Here is a 20,106-nt window from a genome sequence, read left to right on the forward strand (position 1 = left end):
GGTGACGGCTCTCCCTTTGTCTGCAGGCAGCGTTTATACTCTGACGGGTTTAACCTATTAAATCTTTATTCCCGTCTTAATTCCTTCTTTAGCTTCATAGGCCATCTCTAAGAGCTGAGCGGTGTGCATTACTCCCATTCCAGCCTCTTGACGGTGAAGTCCGTCCAAAATATGCATACGACAGGCAGAACATCCTGTAACAACTACCTCGGCCCCAGTTTGCAGGATATCCTCAACCTTATGATTATTGATCTTCGTGGAAAGCTCATAATGAGTCAAACTAAAGGAACCTCCGCTGCCGCAGCAGGTATCTGGCTTCTTCATTTCCAAAAATGCCACTCCGGGAATTTGCTTAATAATTTCTCTGGGTTGCTCTTTTACGTTTAGACCCCGTACAAGATGACAGGGATCATGATAGGTAACTTTAAGAGGTAATTCACCAATGTTCTCCTTAAAGTCACCCAGAGAAACGACCAGTTCTGTGAAATCTTTAACCATCTTCCCCAAGTGTTTAGCCCTTTCAGCATATCTCGGTTCATCCTGCAGCAACTCAGCATATTCCTCTTTCAAAGCTAAGCCGCAGGTCCCGCAAGCAACCACTACACTATCCACCTTTTCTTGCAAAAGAACGTCAATATTAGCCCGGGCCATTTCCCGAGCCGTTCCATAATCACCGTTCATCCGTACCGGAGTTCCGCAGCAATTTTGGAGTTTCGGAATGACAACGTCTATTCCCAAGCGGTTTAGAACATTAACGACTGCTCTTCCTGTATCCGTGTAAATATAATTGATCATACAACCAGTAAAAAACACCACTCGCAAACGAGGATTTGTGACTTTAACAACTTGCGGATACATTGCCTTTAAAGGTTTGGAAGCCAGAGGAGAAAGCAATCGTCTTTGATCAATCCCCAACGGCATTCTGGGCAGCATTCCTTGTCCTCCCGGACCAGGACGGAAAACAAGTTTCTGCAGGATTCGACCTGTACTCATTCCTGTGTCAAAGACCCAACGATTTTTTAATATGAAACGAAAGATTAGCTTTTTCAGCGAAGAGAGCCCTTTCTGATCCACAATTTCCTTGCGGGCAGCTTCCACAAGCTTGTCAACCTTGACACCGCTTGGACAGTTGGTTACGCATGCTTTACACATTAAACACAAGGACATCTTGGAAATAAACCCTTCGGTTAAGGATAGATCCTTAGTGATAACGCCTCGTATAAGCTTTACTCGACCCCTGGCAACGGTTGATTCAGCCTGAAGTTCTCGAAAAACAGGACAAACATTTTGACAGGAACCGCATCGAATACAGCGGATAACTTCTTTTTCCCAAGACTCAAATGAACGTTCCATTTCCTCACACTCCAAACATAACGCCGGGATTTAAAATGTTATTGGGGTCCAGAGCATGTTTAATCTTCCGCTGGATTTCCAGACCTATTTCCCCTGTCTGCAAAGTAATAAACTTAGACTTGGCTCGTCCAATGCCATGTTCTCCGCTTAAAGAGCCACCGAGTTCCACTGTTAAAACAAAAATCTCATCGATAGCCTTTTCTACTCTTGCCGCTTCCTCTCGGTCCATTTCATCGGTAAGAATGGTGGCATGCAGATTACCGTCTCCTGCATGACCAAGTATAGCGATAATAATATTATACTTCGCAGCAATTTCTTGGATTCGCCGTACTGCGACGGGAATTTGGCTGCGGGGAACCGTTGCATCTTCACCGATAATAGTCGGTTTCACCCGTGAAACCGAAGCAAAAGCTGATCGCCGGGCAAGCCATAAATCTTCCGCTTCTTCCTTTGTCGTTGCAACCCGAATTTGAACGGCACCAAGACGACGACAAATCTCTTCGACCTTGCCGATTTGTTTGGACAGTATCTCGGAATCTCCATCTACTTCGATTAGAAGTACAGCCCCAGCCTCCACGGGAAGCCCCACCTTGGCATACTCTTCAATATTTTTGATATAAATATTGTCCAGTAATTCCAGGGAACAAGGAACCAATCCGCCGGCTATGATTTCGGACACCGTCTCAGAAGCTTGTTCCATCTCAGAGAAAACGGCCATCATAGTACTCTTAGCTTCCGGCAGAGGAATGAGTTTAACAATGATTTTAGTAATCACACAAAGGGTACCTTCGGAACCGGTAAAAAGTTTTGTCATATCGTAGCCTGTGACATTTTTTATCGTTCTTCCGCCGGTCGTCATGATCTCACCCGTTGGCAGAACGACTTCCAGGCCTAAAATATAATCTCTTGTTACTCCGTATTTGACACCGCGGGGACCGCCGGCACACTCCGCCACGTTCCCTCCCATGGTTGACACAGCCAAACTTGCCGGATCAGGGGGATAAAAAAGGCCAAGTTTTTCCACTTTTCTTTGTAATTGTCCGGTAATCACTCCCGGTTCTACCACAGCAATGAGATTCTTCTTGTCAATCTCCAGGATTTTATTCATTCTCTTCAGGACAAGGACAATACAGTCTCCTATAGAAACGCTCCCTCCACTGACATTGGTTCCAGCTCCTCGAGGAACAACAGGAATTTTTTCGCGATTAGCCAGCATAAGGATCATGGAAATTTCTTCAACAGTGCCCGGATACACTGCGACACCCGCTAAATCTTTAATATCTGCCTTAAGAAATGATGCGTCATACGTATAGCAATATAAGTCTTCTAACGTTGTGTAGAGATTTTCCTCTCCAACTATTTTAGTCAGTTCTTGAATGATTTCTGGTTTCAATATCTTGCCTCCTCTGTTAGGCTCCGGCTCTGCGGCGATTATTCGGTTAATTTTGCCGCATCCTTACATATTTCGCCACACAGAGAAAATATCCTTTAAAACACCTTATTATTTAATAATCTGTTATATAGTATTTCCTTGGGTATTGCACGCCAGATTATCCTCCTTCATAATGTGTTTGATAGGAAGTTTTGTGTAAATAAGCCGTCACTATTTATGACGTTTGAGGAGGATAATTTGTGAAGTTCCTTAATTTATTTCTTTTAGCTATCCCAGTCAGCATCTTTTTTCATCTTGCAAATAGTTCACCCATCCTGACATTTCTGACAGCTTGTTTGAGCATTATTCCTCTTTCCGGCTATATGGGGAAGGCCACGGAAGAGATCGCCATTTATGTAGGTCCGAATATCGGAGGCTTATTGAATGCCACGTTTGGAAACGCCGCCGAACTCATTATCACACTCTTTGCCTTAAAGTCCGGCCTTGTCGAAGTGGTTAAGGCCTCCATAACTGGATCGATCATCGGTAATCTGCTCCTTGTTCTGGGTCTCAGCATGCTGCTCGGGGGGTTTAAATTTAAAACTCAAAAATTTAACAGAGCTGCTGCTGGCATGCACACCTCCATGCTGCTTTTAGCCGTTACCGGGCTGATTATTCCCGCGGTCTTTCTCAACAACCATTCAAATCCTGCCGCAGAACCTTTAAGTCTAGGTGTAGCCGCGGTTCTAATCCTGATCTATTTATTGAGTTTGCTCTTTTCTCTTCATACCCATAAAGATGTTTTTCGTCCCAGCCAAGAGCATTCAAGTACTCCTCAGTGGACAAGGCTTAAATCATTACTTATTCTCCTCGCCGCTACAATCTTTGTCGTCATCGAAAGTGAGTTTCTGGTGTCAGGAATTGAACCTGTCGTTAACACCCTGGGAATTAGCGAGCTTTTTATAGGAGTTATTATTATTCCCATCATCGGCAATGCTGCAGAGCACACCACAAGTGTTATGATGGCTTTAAAAAACAAAATGGAAATCAGCCTGGAAATTGCTATTGGTTCCAGCACGCAAATAGCTCTTTTTGTCGCTCCTTTGCTTGTCTTTATCGGCTATTTAAGCGGGCACCCAATTGATCTTCTCTTTACAAGTTATGAGCTTGTTGTCATTATTTTGGGTACAGTAATTACAGCCATTATTAGCATGGATGGCCGCTCAAACTGGCTGGAAGGCGCACAACTGTTAGCCTCTTACGTTATTATGGCTATAGCTTTTCTTTTTGTATGATTCACATTCACAGAGGAGGAAGATCACTATGTTAACAAAAGAAAATTCCTCTCAGAAACCCAATACTAATCGCCGTCTGCATCTCGCCAATGAACGAACGTTCTTAGCCTGGATCAGAACGAGTATCGCAATGATGGGCTTTGGTTTTGTTGTCGAGCGCTTTGCCTTGTTTCTTAAACAAATGTCCTATGTCCTTGGCAAATCAAATCTTGATGTTACCTTACCACCTTCTCATGGATACTCGACAATGATCGGCATCTTTCTGGTTGCTCTTGGCTCTCTTATGAGTATTTTAGCCTATCTGAAATATCGAAACGTTGATTTACAAATCGCTACCGATACTTATCAGCCTTCATCCTACCTTAATATCTTACTCAGTATCTCTGTTTTAGCCGTTGGCATGTTTCTGATATTCTATTTGCTCCAAAGCATTTAAAGACATTATCCAAACTTGTTACATAACTGCGAAATTGTAACAAGCTGCAAACAAAGGTGCTGAAATAAACAACAATGGGTTTATTTCAGCACCCGATAATTTATAATAAAGCTGTTAATTTAAGGGAATTAATAATATAAGAGCACGCAATGGTCTTATCTAGCACCAACATAGATAGTTTATCACCTAACAATAATCTTGCGACTAAGGCTAAGCAAGTTCCCACCTAAATTGATGGTTCGTTCGACTAAACAAGGTATCTACTGAGCCAGACATAACCTTACGGCTATATCTGACCTGCGCGTTCCTATACAGGCATATATCATTTAATATATGGTTGTATAAGTTCAACACCTTGCAAAATCTTAGCTCGACATTTCCTGATAAGTTGGAACCCTAAAGCAATCCTTAAACTGCTCTAAAGCTTTTCCCTACCAAAAAAAATCTTCCCGCCGACTATAAAACAAACACCTCTCAGCACCTGCATATAATCTTTGGCCAACTTATATACACCCGTTAAAGCATATATAAATCGTAGCTCGACCATTACGTACCCTTATGATTGTAGTATCACCTGATTACGTTTATTTATTCTGGAAATATATTCCTCGATCAAGCTGCATCCTTCTAAATAATACCTTCACTGAAGCAAGGACAAAATCTTATTCTTATTAAAGCCAACCACCGTATCATTACCGACAATGAATGCAGGAACTCCACTGATATTTTTGCTTTGCAGCTCGTTCAACGCCTCCTCATCGGTACTGATATTTCGTTCTTGAAATGAAATATTATGCTGCGAAAGAAACTCCTTCGCCATAGAGCAATAAGGTCAGGTATCGCTGGTATACATCGTTACATTTTTCATCCGAGTCCCTCCTTATTTTACTTAGATTAACTATAAGTATTGCATTAAGGATACATTTTTATCCATCGTTCTTCCTGTCTCTAATAATGTTTTAAACTCTTTATGATTCATCAGATCAGACCGCCACATCTCAGAATGAACTTGTTCAGCTAAAGCTAAACATCAGAGCTATGGTGGGGGTCTTAAATGAGGATAAAGGATAAATCACTTAACTAAACCGCCGCGTAAAGCCTTAACAACAAGTTGCGTTCGATCCTCTGCTCCAAACTTTTGCAACAGACGATGAATATGGGTTTTCACAGTTCCTTCTGTTATGAAGAGAGTTTCGGCAATTTGATCATTTTTTAAGCCAAAGGCCATCTGCTGTAAGACCTCTTTTTCCCGTTCAGTAAGGGGTTCCAGAAGCACAATTTGATTCTGACTCGCCTTAACTTCTGGAGATAAAGCCCTGACAAGAGCACCTGCGGCCAAACCTGTGCGGTATACAGCTTCTCCTCGGTAAGCAGCCCTAATGGTTTCCAGCATCACGTCCGTATCTGCGTCTTTAAGAAGATAACCAACTGCACCTGACCTAATTCCCTCATAAACATAATCCTGAACTTCAAATGTAGTAAGGATAACCACTTTAACCTCCGGCATATCTTTAAGAATCTCCCTTGTTGCTTTAATGCCGGAAAGTCCGGGCATTTGCACGTCCATCAAAACTACATCCGGCTTAGTTTCTAACGTTCGGCGCACCGCATCATCACCATTAGCAGCTTCACCCACAAGCTGCATATCCTTCTGCATTTTAATGATATAGCCTAAACCCTGTCTAATCATGGTCTGGTCATCAGCTAAGAGCACTCTAATCACACATTGAGCTGTCATTCTTGCGCACTACTCTCCTTCTTACTATAAATCCTGGGGAGGAATGGGTATATGAGTGATTATATTTAATCCCGACGGTTGAACTAGGTTAAACATAATACTCCCGCCAACTTCCTGTACTCGTTCCCGCATGCTTTTAATGCCATAGCCTTCCCAAGCACACCGATTCGCGCTGAAATTGCCATTATCCTTAATGGTCATGCTGCAATCCCTTCCTGTAACGGAAACATATACTTCCACTCTGGTCGCTTGAGAATGGCGAAGAATATTCGTCATGGCCTCTTGAAGAACTTTGAACAGCACGGCTCCTGACTCAGCGGGCAAATCCTCGGCCTGAGAGTTTGCGCTAAAAGTACATTCCAGCTTCGAGGTAGCGTTCGTTTTAGATACAAGGGCTTGCAGCGGAGCAATGCCTAACGCTGACCTATCAGCTGCTAAAGCATGTACAGAAACTCGTATATCTTGCAGACCTTGACGGGCCACAGTCAGCATTTCTTCCACCGATTGTTTAGCCTGAACCGGATCGTCCTCAATCATGAACCGCAGGGCTTGCAGCTGAACGATCAATGACGTCAAGCTGTGTCCGATGGCATCATGAATTTCTCGAGCAATCCTTGTCCGTTCGTCTAAGACAGCATGCTGCATGGTTGTAACCGCTGCCTGCTGAAGTTCTTTGTGAGCTTTTTCAAGTTCCTTAAGATGAAGCTGACTAAGTTTGTTGGCTTCCTGTCTGGTTACTCTGGCTCGAATTGAAACGGCAATACCAATAAAGAAAATCAGAATTGACAGCGATTGAGAATAATTATGGTGCCCAAATAACGTTAATAAAGAAAATATTTCCAACAGAATAATAAATAAGTAATAGAAATATGCTCTGTCCTTTAAACAGTACGATGCAGGAAATGTCAAGATAATCATCATATAAATACTAATCAAATTGTTTTGTAGTAACAAAGACATTACAACTAAGATGCTAACAGCAATAGTAGCCATTAAGATCCTTTTAAGGTTCCACCATTCGTGAGGCGGCAGCCAAAAACTGGTGTAAACTAAAAAAGTCAAACACCGAATTGCCACCAACAAGTAACTGCCATGAAACAATCCTGCATTAAGCATAAAAAAAAGCAGGATGAAGGTAATGGGCAGAGAGCGCCGCCAATCAAACCTAATCTTCTCATAAAACATCGTACTTCACCTTTATCCAATCGTAAGACTCCCACTTCTACAAGCGGGAGTGGTTCCCATACCCTGTTTCGGTGGGGGTAGAGTCCATCCTTCAGCGCGATAGTATTTGTTATGGGCTAGGCGCTTTCGGCAAAAGTGTACAGGACACTTTCGCCACCGAAGCCCCGATGTTCAGCTTTTGCTGAATGAATTCACTTTATCTTAGCAAACTAATACTATCATAAACTAACATTGAAGGCTTCTATCGAAAGATAGATATGCTTTTTAAAATGGTCTTCTGACAGCCTCTATCTACAGATAGAGGTTCTATTCTATCGATTTCATTCTTCAGATGGATTTATAAGTTGCGCAAATATCTTAAAATCAATAGAGTTTCAAGCGCAAAGATTTTAAACTAAAATCCATTTAGGAGGCAGGAAATAATGAATACTATTGTTCCCTTTATCGTTGCCGGAGTCATAGTAATAAGGATCATTTGGTCTTTAGCAAGACGCACTCAAAAACCTATTGGGAATAACGGATTAGCAATCTTTTATCCTCTAATTCTCTACCTTGCTCTCATAATGTTTGCAGCAAGCAAACTATTTGTCAATCGAATTGGTGTTTTGGTTTTACCCCAAGTATCACTAATTTCGGTATCTAGTACGATTATTCTCGGAGGAATATTAGCTATTCCAGTCTTATGGACTACTGATTATGAATTCAGACAAAATCAAATCTATATTAAGAAAAACAAGTTCTTCCTGTTTGTTTTCTTGGGTGTTATCATTTTACGTCTTGCCTTAAAAAATATTTTATATAATTTGATGCCTGCCATGAGTTTATTGTTTCTAACCTTAGTATTGGCTACCGTTTATATGATGATCTGGCGAGTAGGATGTTATGTGAAGTTTCGAAGGTTGGTAAAAAATGCAGGAATGAACTAGAAAATCGAAACAAAAAGGGACTGTGCCAAAACTTGTTTGTCCTCGCATTGCGTTCCCACTTTTGCTTCCCTAATCACTAAAGAAAGGCGTTGTCACTCCGCTATAGTAGCGAAATGATAACGCCTTTGGCTATTTGGCCCCACTTTGGGTTTTCTGAGTTAAGTTTTTACACAGCCCCTTTTCTGACTTTGTACTGAATTGCTTTTTTAAGAAAAATAACTCACTTTAATTTTAGCTCCGATTACTCTAACATGGATGAGCGATTACTGAATAAAGACTTAAAGTGCAAAGTAAATAAAATTTCAGCCTAGTTGCTACTTGACTGTAAACAGTTTGCAGAGCATGCTTTAATAAGGTAGTTCCGCATCTTAATCCTTTTTGACTCTGCCGCGCCTATTTTAGGGCCAGTAACTTCCCCCTTCTCCGACAAGAGTGAACTCATTGCATGGAGAAACGCTAAAACTCATTAATTACAAATCACTATTCAAATTCGATGATTGTTTGTAAGTTCTAAGGTACAAGGAACATAAACTTCGAACTCAAGCAAATAATACCTTATATTAGAAATCATAGTTAAAAACTATTAGTCTTAAAGTATAAGGTATTATTCCATAAAACTTACTTAATCGGAGGTCAGATATGCCTAAATGGAATGTTTATGTTACAAACGAAATACCCCAACCGGCTCTGGACATGCTGGCGGAACATTGCGATCTTGAAGTAAATCGCGAAGGAAAACCTCTCCCCAAGTCAACACTTTTGCAAAAAATTCAAGGACGGGATGCTGTTTTATGTTTACTGACTGATCAAATCGACGCAGAAGTGCTCAGGGCAGCAAACCAGGCTAAAATCTTCGCCAATTATGCCGTTGGTTATAACAACATCGATATTTCTGCCGCAACAGCACAGGGAATTATGATCTCCAACACTCCCGGAGTGCTGACTGATACTACAGCCGAGATGGCTTGGACGCTATTATTTTCCGTTGCTCGGAGAGTTGTCGAATCAGATAACTATACTCGAATGGGAAAATATGAAGGTTGGGGGCCGATGCTGTTTTTAGGACAAGATATCTTTAACAAAACAGTAGGCATTATAGGGCCCGGAAGAATTGGTCTATCATTTGCGAAACGAGCTAAAGCCTTTGATATGAAAGTCCTTTATACAGGGAAAAAGGCAAACCCACAGTTTGAACATGAAACCGGCGGGCAGTATGTAAGCTTGGAAAAGCTTCTCCAGGATTCAGATTATATATCCATCCATACTCCCCTTCTTCCTGAAACATTTCATCTTATCGGTGAGAAGGAATTCAAGCAAATGAAAAAAACAGCCATCTTAATTAACACGTCTCGTGGTCCGGTGGTTGATGAATTAGCCCTCGTCAAAGCTTTAGAGACCGGGGAGATCTGGGGGGCAGGTCTCGATGTATATGAATGGGAACCAAAATTGGCGGAAGGGTTAAGCAAACTCGACAATGTTACTCTCTGCCCTCATATCGCAAGCGCTACGATTGAAACCCGCACTAAAATGGGCACCATTGCAGCAGCCAACATTATAGCAGCAATGAAAGGAGAACTGCCGCCAAATTGTCTGAACCCTGAAGTGTACAAGTCCTCTACCATGCAAAAAACTTGAGCCCAAAAACAAAAACTGATGCCCTGAGGAAGTGATTTTTCATTAGATCACAGTCCTCAGGGCATCAGTTTATCCAATCATAAGACTCCCACTTCTACAAGTGGGAGTGGTTCCCATACCTTGCTCAGTGGGGCTAGAGTCCATCCTTCAGCCCGATAGCATTTGGTTATGAGCTAGGCGCTTTAGCTGAACGAGTTCACTGGCTGCAGCTATGTCTTCGCTTCTATTGCTCGGAGGCCAGCTTTTCCAAAGACTGTCCTTTTGTCTCTTCGCCTAAAATAACGACATCCAAAACGACGACGATCAAGACAATGGCAAAAAGGCCAAACACTGATCCCGTTCCGAGATGAAATTTCCCGATCATATCCCCAACGACGAGTGGTGCTAAAATGCCTCCAATCCGGCCAAAGCCTGCTGCCCAGCCTGATCCGGTAGCTCTGGCATGGGTTGGATAAAGTTCGGGAGTATAAGTGTAGATAATTCCCCAAGCTCCCAGATTAAAGAAGGACATCAGCGATCCCGAAATTAAAATTGCCGCGGCAGTGACTCCTTGTCCAAAAAAGTAAGCGGTAATTGCCGTTCCCGCAACATAGAGGGCGAGAGTCGTTTTACGTCCGATTTTGTCCACAAAATAAGCTGCGCTAAAATATCCAGGAATCTGGGCAAGAGTCATAATCATTACATAGCTAAAACTCTTAGTCAGGGAAAAGCCTTTAAGGGCTAACAGAGAGGGAAGCCAAGTAAAAATCCCGTAGTAAGAAAAGACGATCCCAAACCATAAAAGCCAAAGAAAAATTGTCCGTCGTAAGAATGCCGGGGAGAACAATTCTTTAAATTTCGCTTGATTAGACTGAGTTACTGATTCCGACAGCTGCTTTGTTTCCGTTTCAGATAAGCGCTTCTTACTTGATGAAACATTACATTCCTCTTCAATTTTAACTACGATGGCTTCAGCTTCCTGCATTCGCCCTTTGCTTAAAAGATAGCGCGGCGACTCAGGAATTGATCGCCAGAGGAATAGGACATATAAAGCCGGGAGAAAACCGATAAAGAAGGCGATTGGCCAGCCAAACTTTGGAATGATAAGGTAAGAAATTATGGAAGCCAACAGCCAGCCAAAGGCCCAGAAGCTTTCCAGTAAAACCAGAAATTTACCTCGATGTTTAACCGGTGAAAATTCGCTGACTAAGGTAACCGCAACGGGCAGCTGTCCGCCAAGTCCAAATCCAACAATAAACCGGAAAACCAGCAGAGACGTCAGATTCCAAGAAAGTCCACATAATCCTGTCGCTATGCTGTAAGCCACTAAGGTAAAGGCAAAGACTTTCTTGCGCCCGATCCTGTCTGCAATAGTCCCTGAAATTACTGCTCCTAACGCCATGCCAAGGAGTCCGATACTCCCAATGTTGCCGATTTGTTCCGGACTCAAATGCCACTCTTTCATCAAAACCGGAAGAATGAAAGACACAATTCCAGTGTCCATCGAATCGAACATCCAGCCTAAACCCGCTGTAATAAGTAAAACATAATGAAATCTCGAAACCGGCAACTGCTCTAAACGTTCACTGATCTTCATATTACTTCCTCTTTCTTCCTAAAACTATGGAACTTCTAATGTAGTGAATGAACCCTCCTTTAGCAAGAACTTGATTCATTGCTTACTTTGTTTTATCACAATATCTTTGCAGGTGTCAAGACACCATTTGACAATTTCTCAACTCCCGTATTAAAATCAACTATAAAGTAGGTGATGGAATGAGCCAAAAAGAAGGTTTATCGGGGCGAGAACGCCGGGATCACTTGTTAAAACTTTTAAAAAACACCCATGAACCTATCAAAGCTGCCTCTTTAGCCAAACTCACAGGGGTCAGCCGCCAGGTTATTGTTCAAGATATAGCCCTTCTCCGAGCTTCAGAGGAACCGGTGATTGCTACACCACAGGGGTATATCTATTCCTCGGATCTTCGCACAAAAGGCCTGCAAAAAATTATCTATAGTCGTCATTCGCCTTTAGATACGGAGAAGGAATTGAATATCTTAGTCGACCATGGCGTTAGTGTACTCGATGTCGGAGTGGAGCATTCTGTATATGGGAATATTTTTCGTCCACTCCAATTAAAGAGCCGCCTGGACGTGAAGAAATTTATGGCCCAAATGTCAGAAAACCATGCGCACTTACTGTCGTCTTTAACCGGCGGCCTGCATCTTCATACCATTGAAGCACCCACAGAGGAAGTTTTGCAGCAGGTTTGCGAGGTCCTGACACAAGAAGGGTTTTTGGTCGATATGAAAGATTAAATCAGACTCAGCGCAGCCACCTGCCTATGACTTATGCCTGGAAAGTATGCACGAAATATACGTTGTAATTGCACAAAAAGACTGTTATGGCCACCAGCTGGCTCATAACAGTCTTTTTAAATTAACCTATTTTGTTGCTGAGTACTCTCAAAATTCCTACGATATCACATCCATAAAAGCTCGAATTTAACGCGAAATTCCTTACATCCGTTTGCTTCGCAGGCGATTTTGCATGACAGCGACCTCAATAATGGACGCAAGCTGACGGCCGGGCCGAACCGGGATTGTCACTTTGGGGACGGGAATACCAAGTATGGTCGAAGTTTGAGGAGGATCAAGACCTAAGCGGTCATAATACTTCCCTTCTTTCCATTCTTCCAGCTCGACAAGAAGATGAATTTCTTTTTCTTCGCGGACAGCCCCTGCACCAAACAACTTTGTGACATCTAAAATTCCGAGACCTCTTACCTCAAGAAGATGCCGAATGGTTTGAGGTGCCCTGCCATGCAAATTCTCCTCATCAACCCGCTGCACCTCAACAGCATCATCTGCCACCAATAAGTGTCCGCTGCGAATCAATTCCAAAGCAGTTTCACTTTTCCCGATCCCGCTATCCCCCGTAATGAGTACTCCAATCCCAAAGACGTCGACCAAGACACCGTGAACCAGGGTGGATGGCGCCAACCGATTGGCAAGGAAACGAATGAGCAAATAGTAAAGCTGTGTCGTAGAGCGGTCAGATGTCAATAGGGGTATGCCCCTATCTTCAGCTAAGCGAACAAATTCTTGAGGAATCGCCAATCCCCTAGTGATGATAAGGCAGGGAACTTCCTGAACCATAACCTTCGCCAAATTCTCTTGACGCTCCTCAGGCGGAAGCTGCTCAAACAGGCCTAATTCCGTGCGCCCATAGATTTGAATTCTCTGGGGAGTCAAATAGGTCAGATAACCGACCAATTCGGCGCTGGGGCGCTTAAGACTGTAATCAGTTATTTTCTTATTCATACCCCTCTGCCCGGCTATAACTCTGAAGCCAAATTCCTCTACTAATTGATCAACAGTTACCAGTCTAAGTCTCCTCCTGAGTTCAAAATAACCTTTATGCCCTCAACTATCAGCTCGTCTTAGATGATTGAAGCACTTTAATTACCTCTGAGGTCCTGGCACAAGCAAGCACAGATTTAACCAATGTTTCTTGTTCTTCCAGCGACATCTCCATTTTTCCCAAAGCAGTTCGAACTTTAGCTAAAGAACCCGGTGCCATACTTAATTCTTTGATACCAACTGCTTTGAAAAAGGGAGCCAAAAGTGGATCTCCTCCGGCTTCGCCGCAAATTCCTGTCCAGATCCCCTTCTTGAGCGAAGCTTGACTGACTCGGGCGATCATCCCTAAAACCGCTGGGTGATAAGGCTGATTAAGCTCAGCCAATTCAGGATTTTCCCGGTCAGCAGCCAACATATATTGAGTTAAGTCGTTGGTACCGATTGAGAAAAAGTCAACCAGGGAAGCGAGCTTGTCTGCCAGCCAGGCTGCAGAGGGAATTTCAATCATCATCCCGACCTGAAGACCTCCAATCTCGTAACCGGCCTGCAATACTTCCTCACGAGCGGCCCAAAGGTTTTCCTTAGCCTCTTCAAGTTCCTCCGGAGTGGCAATCATGGGAAACATAACAGCCGTCGGCCCTGCAGCAGATGCCCGCCAAATAGCCCGCAGCTGCTGACGAAAAAGTTCAGGACGCCGCAGCGTGAACCTCAGGGCACGGACACCGAGAAAAGGATTTTTTTCTTGCGGAAGATTTAAGGCGGGGGCTTTTTTATCCCCCCCGATGTCTAAGGTCCTGATGACGGTCAAGTGGGGTGAACAGTCATCAATGACTTGACGATACGCTTCCAGCTGATCTTCTTCACTGGGGAGCTCTTCCCCCATAAATAAAAACTCCGTTCGATACAATCCAATCCCTTGAGCCTTAAATTTCCGGACAAGAGACAAATCACCCGGGCTGCCGATGTTCGCCGCTAAAATCATCCCTTGAAGTAAGGAATTCTCGCCGGAAATCACCTCATCTCCCGCATCAGTATTAGCAAAGATAACTTGATTTTCCGCTGATGACTGAACCCAGCCTTCCTCACCGTCCAATTCAAGCCATTTCTGAGCCGTTAAATCTCCCCACCCATCGGTTACCCCGACGAGAGCCGGAATGCCATAGGTTCGCGCTAAAATAGCAGCATGAGAAGTTTTCCCTCCCTGGCGAACGATAAAGCCAAGAACTCTATCCTTCGGTAAGGCAATGGTTTGAGCAGGTGTCAACTCATCAGCCAGAACGATATAATTTCCGCTTTGCGGAAAGAGATCAGAAACATCATCTTGAACATTTTGAAGGTTCTTCAGTAATTGTCCCAATACATCCTGGACATCCACAGCACGCTCTTGAAAATAGGGATCCTCTAAACTCTGCAGCATTTGCACAGCTTCTCCTGCTACCTCCCGAAGAACCTGTTCAGCGTTTAGTTGTCCCTTTTCTAAGCGCTGATAAGCTTCTCCAATAAATGAAGGATCACTGAGTAAAAGCTTGTGGGCAACAAATATTTGAGCTACTTCCTCACCTTGTTCAGCTCTTACCTTCTCTTCCAGGCCAGTTAAATTCTGCTCAGTACGAAGGACAGCTTGTTGCAAACGTACCCTTTCCTCCTCAATAGAACTTACTTGAGAAGTTTCTCCTGCCGTCTCTGCTTGGAATCCTTTCAAGTACCAAGTTGGTCCGGCGGCATGTCCCGCCGAAACCCCAAGTCCATGCCAAATCTTGTTTTCCATAAGATTTACCTACCTATCTTGGGTTTCAAGATCAATCATTAATTTTTCCAAAGCAACAATAGCTTCTGTTTCATCCTCGCCCTCGACTAAGAGTTCAAAAACGCTCCCTGTTGACAGGCCTAAAGAAAGGATGCCTAAAATGCTCTTGCCATCGACAACTGAATTGCCGTGTTTAATTTTAACGTTACTACGAAATCGGCTGGCTGTTTGCACCCACAGGGATGCCGGACGCGCATGCAGACCAGATTTGTTGTTGATCGTTAATTCACGAGTTAGCATCATTAAGCCCTCCATTTCTCAAGAAGATAGCGTTCTGCTTCAGCACACCAAAGCCCTTTATTGTTGGCAACGATATCTGCCAAACAGGCAAAATGCGTATTATTAGCACCCAGCTTGGCAAAATCCTCAATTGCCGTTAATTCCATATTAATGTGCGTATAAATCAGCTTTTTCCCTCCGGCGATGTGGGGTAAGTTTAAAACGGTTTCGGCCACGGCGTCCAAACCGCCAATATGAGTAACCATGACGGCAGGATTAATTTTCTTCTCTTCCGTCAGTTTCAGCGATTCCAGAAGATCCTCCGTATTCCCTCCGGTAGTACCCATAATATGAGTCGAACCATAGTGAACATTATACAAGTTCAAATGCGCTCCGAACTTCGGATCAGTCGGGCCGGCAAAAAAGTTAAGACAACCGTCACGTCCCAAAATCTGATCGCCCTGTTCAACGACGGGTTTTATAGGCGTAAAGACAAAAACATCATCAAAACCTGTGTCACCTGTCAAAGCTCGCAGCTTAGCGGGAACATCCTCAACATCCTTTGTATTGACAAATACCAACTCCACACCGCATTTTTTAGCTTCCTGTTCCGTAAAAATTGTGCGGGCCCGAGAAAGCTTCTCTTCATCAACATCCGTAACTACTAACAAGGAAGGACGGCGATCGACATGGAGAGCATAGTCGATGGCCCCTAGCCCCATCGGTCCGGCGGCAGCCAGTAAAGCCATTTTTCCGCCCTCAACAATCCCCATGCGATGTTCGTAACTTCCCATACTCGTATGATAGCTGGCATGGAAAGCTCCGATAATGCAGGACATGGGTTCTGCTAAAGAAGCTTCGTAGTAGGATTCTCCTTGATAGTTAAGAAAACAGCCAATTTCCATGACTTCCCGCGGAATTACATTATACGTGGCGTCTCCGCCAAAATAGCGATAAGAATAGCCGGGAGACCACATGGTGCCTTTATAGTTTAAAGCCGGCTGCAAGGCAAACTTATTTCCTTCCTTAAACTGGCCCTTTAATTTGTCTCCGACTTTGACGATATTGCCTGCGAACTCATGGCCTACGATAATCGGGTGAACATCGACATCTTGAGGCACCCGTTTGTGGTTCTTACCCAAAATAGCTGCTTTATAGGTTGACATGCAAACACTGTCGGAAATAACCTCCACTAAGATTTCTTCATCGGTTATCTCCGGTAGTTCAAACTCTTCTAAACGGAGATCATTTTCATTATATAAGCGTACTGCTCTGGTTTTCATTAATTACCCCTCCTGATGTCAAAATAGCAAATCTCAAAACTATCCGTCTGATGCGAAGCTATAACGATACCTGCTCTTAGCAATAGCTAATTCAAGCAAGTCTCTGATACCGAACCTGATCAAGATAAGTGAGTACCTTAGCTAACTCTGGCGGTTGAGTACCGGGAGTTATGACTTGCGCAGCGCTCGCGGCTATTGCCCAGCGAACCGCTCGAAGCAGATAATCCTCACCCGGCGGAACAAGGGTCAGGGCAGCGACCATAGCATCACCTGCTCCTACGGTGCTTTTGACTTCAACGGGCAATGCCTGAGCATGAATGACCTGCTCTTGATAGGCGAAAAGTGCACCTTCCGAACCCAACGATACGGCGATCACTTCCACCCCTTGACTCAGTAAATCACGGGCCGCCTTGGCAATGTCCTCCAAACCAGAGAGTTTTTGACCCAGAAAATGTTCAAGCTCATAATGATTAGGCTTTACCAGATATGGCTTTGCTTTAAGCCCTTCACGAAGCAGTTCGCCATCAGCATCTAAAAACGTTTTTCCGCCCAGGGCTTTTGCCCGTTCAAGCCAGCGCCGATAAATGGAAGAAGGCACAGAACTGGGAATACTGCCGGAAAGGACTAAGCTCGTTTCTGAATCAAAGTCTTTGAAGATCCTATCTTCAATCTCTTGAATAGCTGCCTCAGAAATCATGATTCCTGGCTCATTGATATCTGTGAAGGTTGAATTCAGCGGATCAACAATTTTTAAATTTGTACGGGTCTCCCCCTGAACAAAAAGAAAATCATGAGAGATACCTCTGTGTTCGATCTCAGCTTGGATAAACTCGCCATTGCGACCGGCTAAGACACCCAAGGCCATACTCTCGCCGTTTAAGGCTCGAATAACCTTAGAAACATTAATGCCTTTACCGCCGGCATCCATCTGAAGTTTCGTGATGCGGTTGACAGACCCCAAGCGAAAATCTTGAACTTCCACCGTCTTGTCCACCGCCGCATTCAAGGTGACAGTTTTAATCATCTATACATCACCACCAGAAAGGATTTCCAGGACCTTTTGCTTGCTTGCGGCTTGTTTAAGCTTTGTCACATTCTCTTCTTCCTGGCAAACCAAGGCGATGGTCGATAACAGTTCAAGATGTTCATCATCTTTACCGGCAATTCCAATTAAGACATAGGCGATATTGCCTTCTCCAAAATCAACACCTTCAGGGTATTGCAGCATGACAAGTCCGGACTTTTGAATATATTGAATATATTCCGGAAGCCCATGGGGAATGGCAATGCCATTTCCCACATAAGTCGTCAGACTCTCCTCTCGCTTTATCATCCCTTCCAGATATTCACTTCGAACATATCCGTTCTTCCTAAGAAGTTCTCCGGCTCTTAAAATGGCATCCCTCTTTGATTCAGATACCAGGCCAAGTTGTATATTGTCTTCGTTGAAGATCTCTTGATTCACGACTCTTCCTCCTTATTTAGGATTTCAACTAATTCACTGCGTATATCTTTCAAATCACCGAAACGTAAAACCTCAGCAAAATAATCATTCTCAACCAGAGCAACGCTGATTTTGCCAAGCAACTCAAGAATGTAATTGCTTTCGTCTTTGCGAGCCAGCATGACAAAAAACGTATCAACATTTTCGGAAGAGTATCCGATTCCTTTAATTTCAATAAAATGTTTAAGCCGAAAGGCACTGACAAAGGGTTCTGGAATTTCCTCCGCACGAAAGTGAATGAGAGCGATATGACGGCCGGGGATAATTACATTTCCTTTTTCTTCTCGTTTAGCTATCAAATTATAAATTCGAGCTTTGTCTGCGATAATATGAGCCGCGTGTATGCCTTGGACAATACCCTGAATCGTGTCTTGATAAGTTTCCGCTTGCAGAGAGTTCAAGTGAAACTTCTGCAGCATGACATTGACCGTTTCCAAATCTTTTTCCAGCTCGTCAGGTTCGCTGACGGGTAACGAGATATTCTTTTTTAGAGCACTCTCTTGGCCAGCCTTTGTTAAGGCTGCTTTCACTTTTTCAATATCCTCTTGCGGCAGAAACGGAGAAACGACCGTTAGCTCAGGCACAATTTCAGGCTCGATATTAACCGTCGAAACCACCATGGTATAGCCGTCTTTTATCTTAGCGTGCATATCCCGCAAAGAACAGATGTCAATGGTTTCTAATTCAGGGAATTCGTTGCGAATTTTATGATACAACATTTTAGCCGTGCTCATACCGTTGGGACAAATAATGAGCATCCTGTTCTTTTTTTCCAGCCTATTTTGTCTCTCAATAGCTGCACCAATATGCATGGTAATATACCCAACTTCATTACTGGGAATCGTTAAGTTATATTTCGAGAAAACATGCCGGCATGCATAAGAAACCGCATTATACAGCTGTGCGTAATAATGCCTGATCTCGTTAATGATTGGATTTCTTACTTCGAGTCCCATTGTCAAACGATATAAGGCTGGATTAAGATGCTGAGTTAACCCATTAAGAAGAGTTTCATCGCCAATGATTTTTTGATTAAGCTTTTTTTCAGTAAGATAAATCATTTCCCGAATTAAGTCTTCCAACTCGAAACCCAGCTTTTGGGCTTCATTCTCATCCTGAAACAACTTCCTATCGCCCTGTAAGTGAATTGCCAAATAAGCAAGTTCGCTCTCCGGGGGATTAATCCCGTAATCCTGAAGAATTTCCTGAACTTGAGTCATAAAGCCAAATTCCTTGGAGACGAGTATATCCTGCACCAATTGAGGAGGCAATTCAATGGGATTTTGGCTCTCAGTACGTTTAATAACCAACAGTAAGTGGATATACGCACTGAAAAACTTAATATCGTTTGCCAGAGACACATTTTCATTGATTTCATCCATGATATCTTTGGTTAAAGAAGTTAAAGCTTCTCCAAAGGTAACTTTGAAAAAGGCCAGCAACAGATAATCCTTGCTGTCTTCATAAAGAAACGTCAGTAATTCACTTAGAGGCTTATAATTGTAGATTAAATCAACAAAAGCGTTACGCTTATACCAGTCTGTGCCTGTGACTTCCAGACCATACCCTCTTTTACGAACCAGAGTCAGGTTTTTATCTTCCAGCCAGCTTTGAATCTTGTCCAGGTAGAAACTAATAGTCCCTTCAACCACGTTAAATTGATGACTAAAATAAGCTGATTTCAGAGGCTCATCAGCTAAGAGAAGCTGGGCCGTGATCAGGATTTGACGCTGCTCCTGAGTAAGCAGCCATAGAGTGGGGAATTCTTTGAAACTTTCCCTGACCTTAATTAAATCCTGTTCTGTTCCGTCAACATAGAGCTTACCTCCGCTTTCCGAGATACGTACCTTGTATTGCTTTAACCAATCATTTAGGGCAGAAGTCTCTCGGGAAATCGTCCTCTCGCTGACGTCAATTTGTTGAGAAAGGCCCTTAAGGGTTAGAGGACCTTTCTCCATCAGATTATTCATGATGAACTTTTGCCGAACAGTTAATTCTTCCACATTCTCAC

18 protein-coding genes are annotated in these 20,106 nt (G+C 43.3%); 5 read left to right on the top strand and 13 right to left on the bottom strand.

All coding sequences use genetic code 11. The features are described from left to right. Nucleotides 1-57: 57 nt before the first annotated feature. Together B5Y67_RS13700 and B5Y67_RS13705 are read right to left on the bottom strand one after the other, a co-directional pair. The gene (locus tag B5Y67_RS13700) at nt 58-1,353 is read right to left on the bottom strand and encodes a (Fe-S)-binding protein (RefSeq protein WP_088226994.1); all 1,296 of its coding nucleotides are present in this window, start codon (nt 1,351-1,353) and stop codon (nt 58-60) included. Between the two features lie 4 nt (nt 1,354-1,357). Next, a complete protein-coding gene (locus B5Y67_RS13705) occupies nt 1,358-2,746 on the bottom strand; it encodes an FAD-linked oxidase C-terminal domain-containing protein (protein WP_088226995.1) in 1,389 nt (462 codons plus the stop codon). A gap of 239 nt (nt 2,747-2,985) precedes the next feature. On the opposite strand from B5Y67_RS13705, the gene cax reads away from it, so the two are divergent. Together cax and B5Y67_RS13715 are read left to right on the top strand one after the other, a co-directional pair. Continuing rightward, nucleotides 2,986-4,020, top strand: a complete 1,035-nt coding sequence (gene cax / locus B5Y67_RS13710; protein ID WP_088226996.1) for a calcium/proton exchanger — start codon at nt 2,986-2,988, stop codon at nt 4,018-4,020. Between the two features lie 28 nt (nt 4,021-4,048). Beyond that, entirely contained in the window at nt 4,049-4,456 is a 408-nt protein-coding gene (locus tag B5Y67_RS13715; RefSeq protein WP_170932694.1) for a DUF202 domain-containing protein, read from the top strand. A 640-nt stretch (nt 4,457-5,096) separates the two neighbouring features. Here the strand turns inward: B5Y67_RS13715 and B5Y67_RS13720 are convergent. The 3 genes from B5Y67_RS13720 to B5Y67_RS13730 form a co-directional block, all read right to left on the bottom strand. Further along, nucleotides 5,097-5,324 carry a glutaredoxin family protein gene (locus B5Y67_RS13720; RefSeq protein ID WP_088226997.1) on the bottom strand — a complete coding sequence of 76 codons (228 nt, stop codon included), beginning with the start codon at nt 5,322-5,324 and terminating at the stop codon, nt 5,097-5,099. 204 nt (nt 5,325-5,528) lie between these two features. After that, the gene (locus B5Y67_RS13725; RefSeq protein ID WP_088226998.1) at nt 5,529-6,194 is read right to left on the bottom strand and encodes a response regulator transcription factor; all 666 of its coding nucleotides are present in this window, start codon (nt 6,192-6,194) and stop codon (nt 5,529-5,531) included. Between the two features lie 24 nt (nt 6,195-6,218). Beyond that, complete coding sequence (locus B5Y67_RS13730) at nt 6,219-7,379, bottom strand: sensor histidine kinase (RefSeq protein ID WP_088226999.1); 1,161 nt, start codon at nt 7,377-7,379, stop codon at nt 6,219-6,221. Nucleotides 7,380-7,801: 422 nt separating this feature from the next. On the opposite strand from B5Y67_RS13730, the gene B5Y67_RS13735 reads away from it, so the two are divergent. Further along, entirely contained in the window at nt 7,802-8,305 is a 504-nt protein-coding gene (locus B5Y67_RS13735; protein WP_088227000.1) for a CcdC protein domain-containing protein, read from the top strand. Nucleotides 8,306-8,944: 639 nt separating this feature from the next. Continuing rightward, nucleotides 8,945-9,940 carry a D-glycerate dehydrogenase gene (locus B5Y67_RS13740; protein ID WP_088227001.1) on the top strand — a complete coding sequence of 332 codons (996 nt, stop codon included), beginning with the start codon at nt 8,945-8,947 and terminating at the stop codon, nt 9,938-9,940. Between the two features lie 223 nt (nt 9,941-10,163). Here the strand turns inward: B5Y67_RS13740 and B5Y67_RS13745 are convergent, their stop codons facing one another. Beyond that, a complete protein-coding gene (locus tag B5Y67_RS13745) occupies nt 10,164-11,516 on the bottom strand; it encodes an MFS transporter (RefSeq protein WP_088227002.1) in 1,353 nt (450 codons plus the stop codon). 179 nt (nt 11,517-11,695) lie between these two features. On the opposite strand from B5Y67_RS13745, the gene B5Y67_RS13750 reads away from it, so the two are divergent. Beyond that, on the top strand, nt 11,696-12,238 hold the full coding sequence (locus tag B5Y67_RS13750) for a transcription repressor NadR (RefSeq protein WP_088227003.1): 543 nt from the start codon (nt 11,696-11,698) through the stop codon (nt 12,236-12,238). 201 nt (nt 12,239-12,439) lie between these two features. On the opposite strand, the gene hprK is transcribed toward B5Y67_RS13750, so the two are convergent. From hprK to B5Y67_RS13785, 7 genes are all read right to left on the bottom strand, one after another. Further along, a complete protein-coding gene (gene hprK, locus B5Y67_RS13755; RefSeq protein ID WP_088227004.1) occupies nt 12,440-13,306 on the bottom strand; it encodes an HPr(Ser) kinase/phosphatase in 867 nt (288 codons plus the stop codon). A gap of 46 nt (nt 13,307-13,352) precedes the next feature. Continuing rightward, the gene (ptsP, locus tag B5Y67_RS13760; RefSeq protein WP_088227005.1) at nt 13,353-15,050 is read right to left on the bottom strand and encodes a phosphoenolpyruvate--protein phosphotransferase; all 1,698 of its coding nucleotides are present in this window, start codon (nt 15,048-15,050) and stop codon (nt 13,353-13,355) included. A gap of 9 nt (nt 15,051-15,059) precedes the next feature. Beyond that, the gene (locus tag B5Y67_RS13765; protein WP_242975972.1) at nt 15,060-15,332 is read right to left on the bottom strand and encodes an HPr family phosphocarrier protein; all 273 of its coding nucleotides are present in this window, start codon (nt 15,330-15,332) and stop codon (nt 15,060-15,062) included. Further along, complete coding sequence (locus B5Y67_RS13770; RefSeq protein ID WP_088227007.1) at nt 15,332-16,591, bottom strand: zinc-binding dehydrogenase; 1,260 nt, start codon at nt 16,589-16,591, stop codon at nt 15,332-15,334. The genes B5Y67_RS13765 and B5Y67_RS13770 overlap by 1 nt, the downstream gene beginning before the upstream one ends. A 91-nt stretch (nt 16,592-16,682) precedes the next feature. Continuing rightward, a complete protein-coding gene (gene pfkB, locus B5Y67_RS13775; protein ID WP_088227008.1) occupies nt 16,683-17,615 on the bottom strand; it encodes a 1-phosphofructokinase in 933 nt (310 codons plus the stop codon). Next, nucleotides 17,616-18,056: a PTS sugar transporter subunit IIA gene (locus tag B5Y67_RS13780; RefSeq protein WP_088227009.1), complete on the bottom strand. Its 441-nt coding sequence runs from the start codon at nt 18,054-18,056 to the stop codon at nt 17,616-17,618. Further along, nucleotides 18,053-20,098 carry a PRD domain-containing protein gene (locus B5Y67_RS13785; RefSeq protein WP_088227010.1) on the bottom strand — a complete coding sequence of 682 codons (2,046 nt, stop codon included), beginning with the start codon at nt 20,096-20,098 and terminating at the stop codon, nt 18,053-18,055. The genes B5Y67_RS13780 and B5Y67_RS13785 overlap by 4 nt, the downstream gene beginning before the upstream one ends. Nucleotides 20,099-20,106: the final 8 nt, after the last annotated feature.

The organism is Desulfosporosinus sp. FKB, assembly GCF_002196705.1.
GTDB lineage: Bacteria > Bacillota > Desulfitobacteriia > Desulfitobacteriales > Desulfitobacteriaceae > Desulfosporosinus.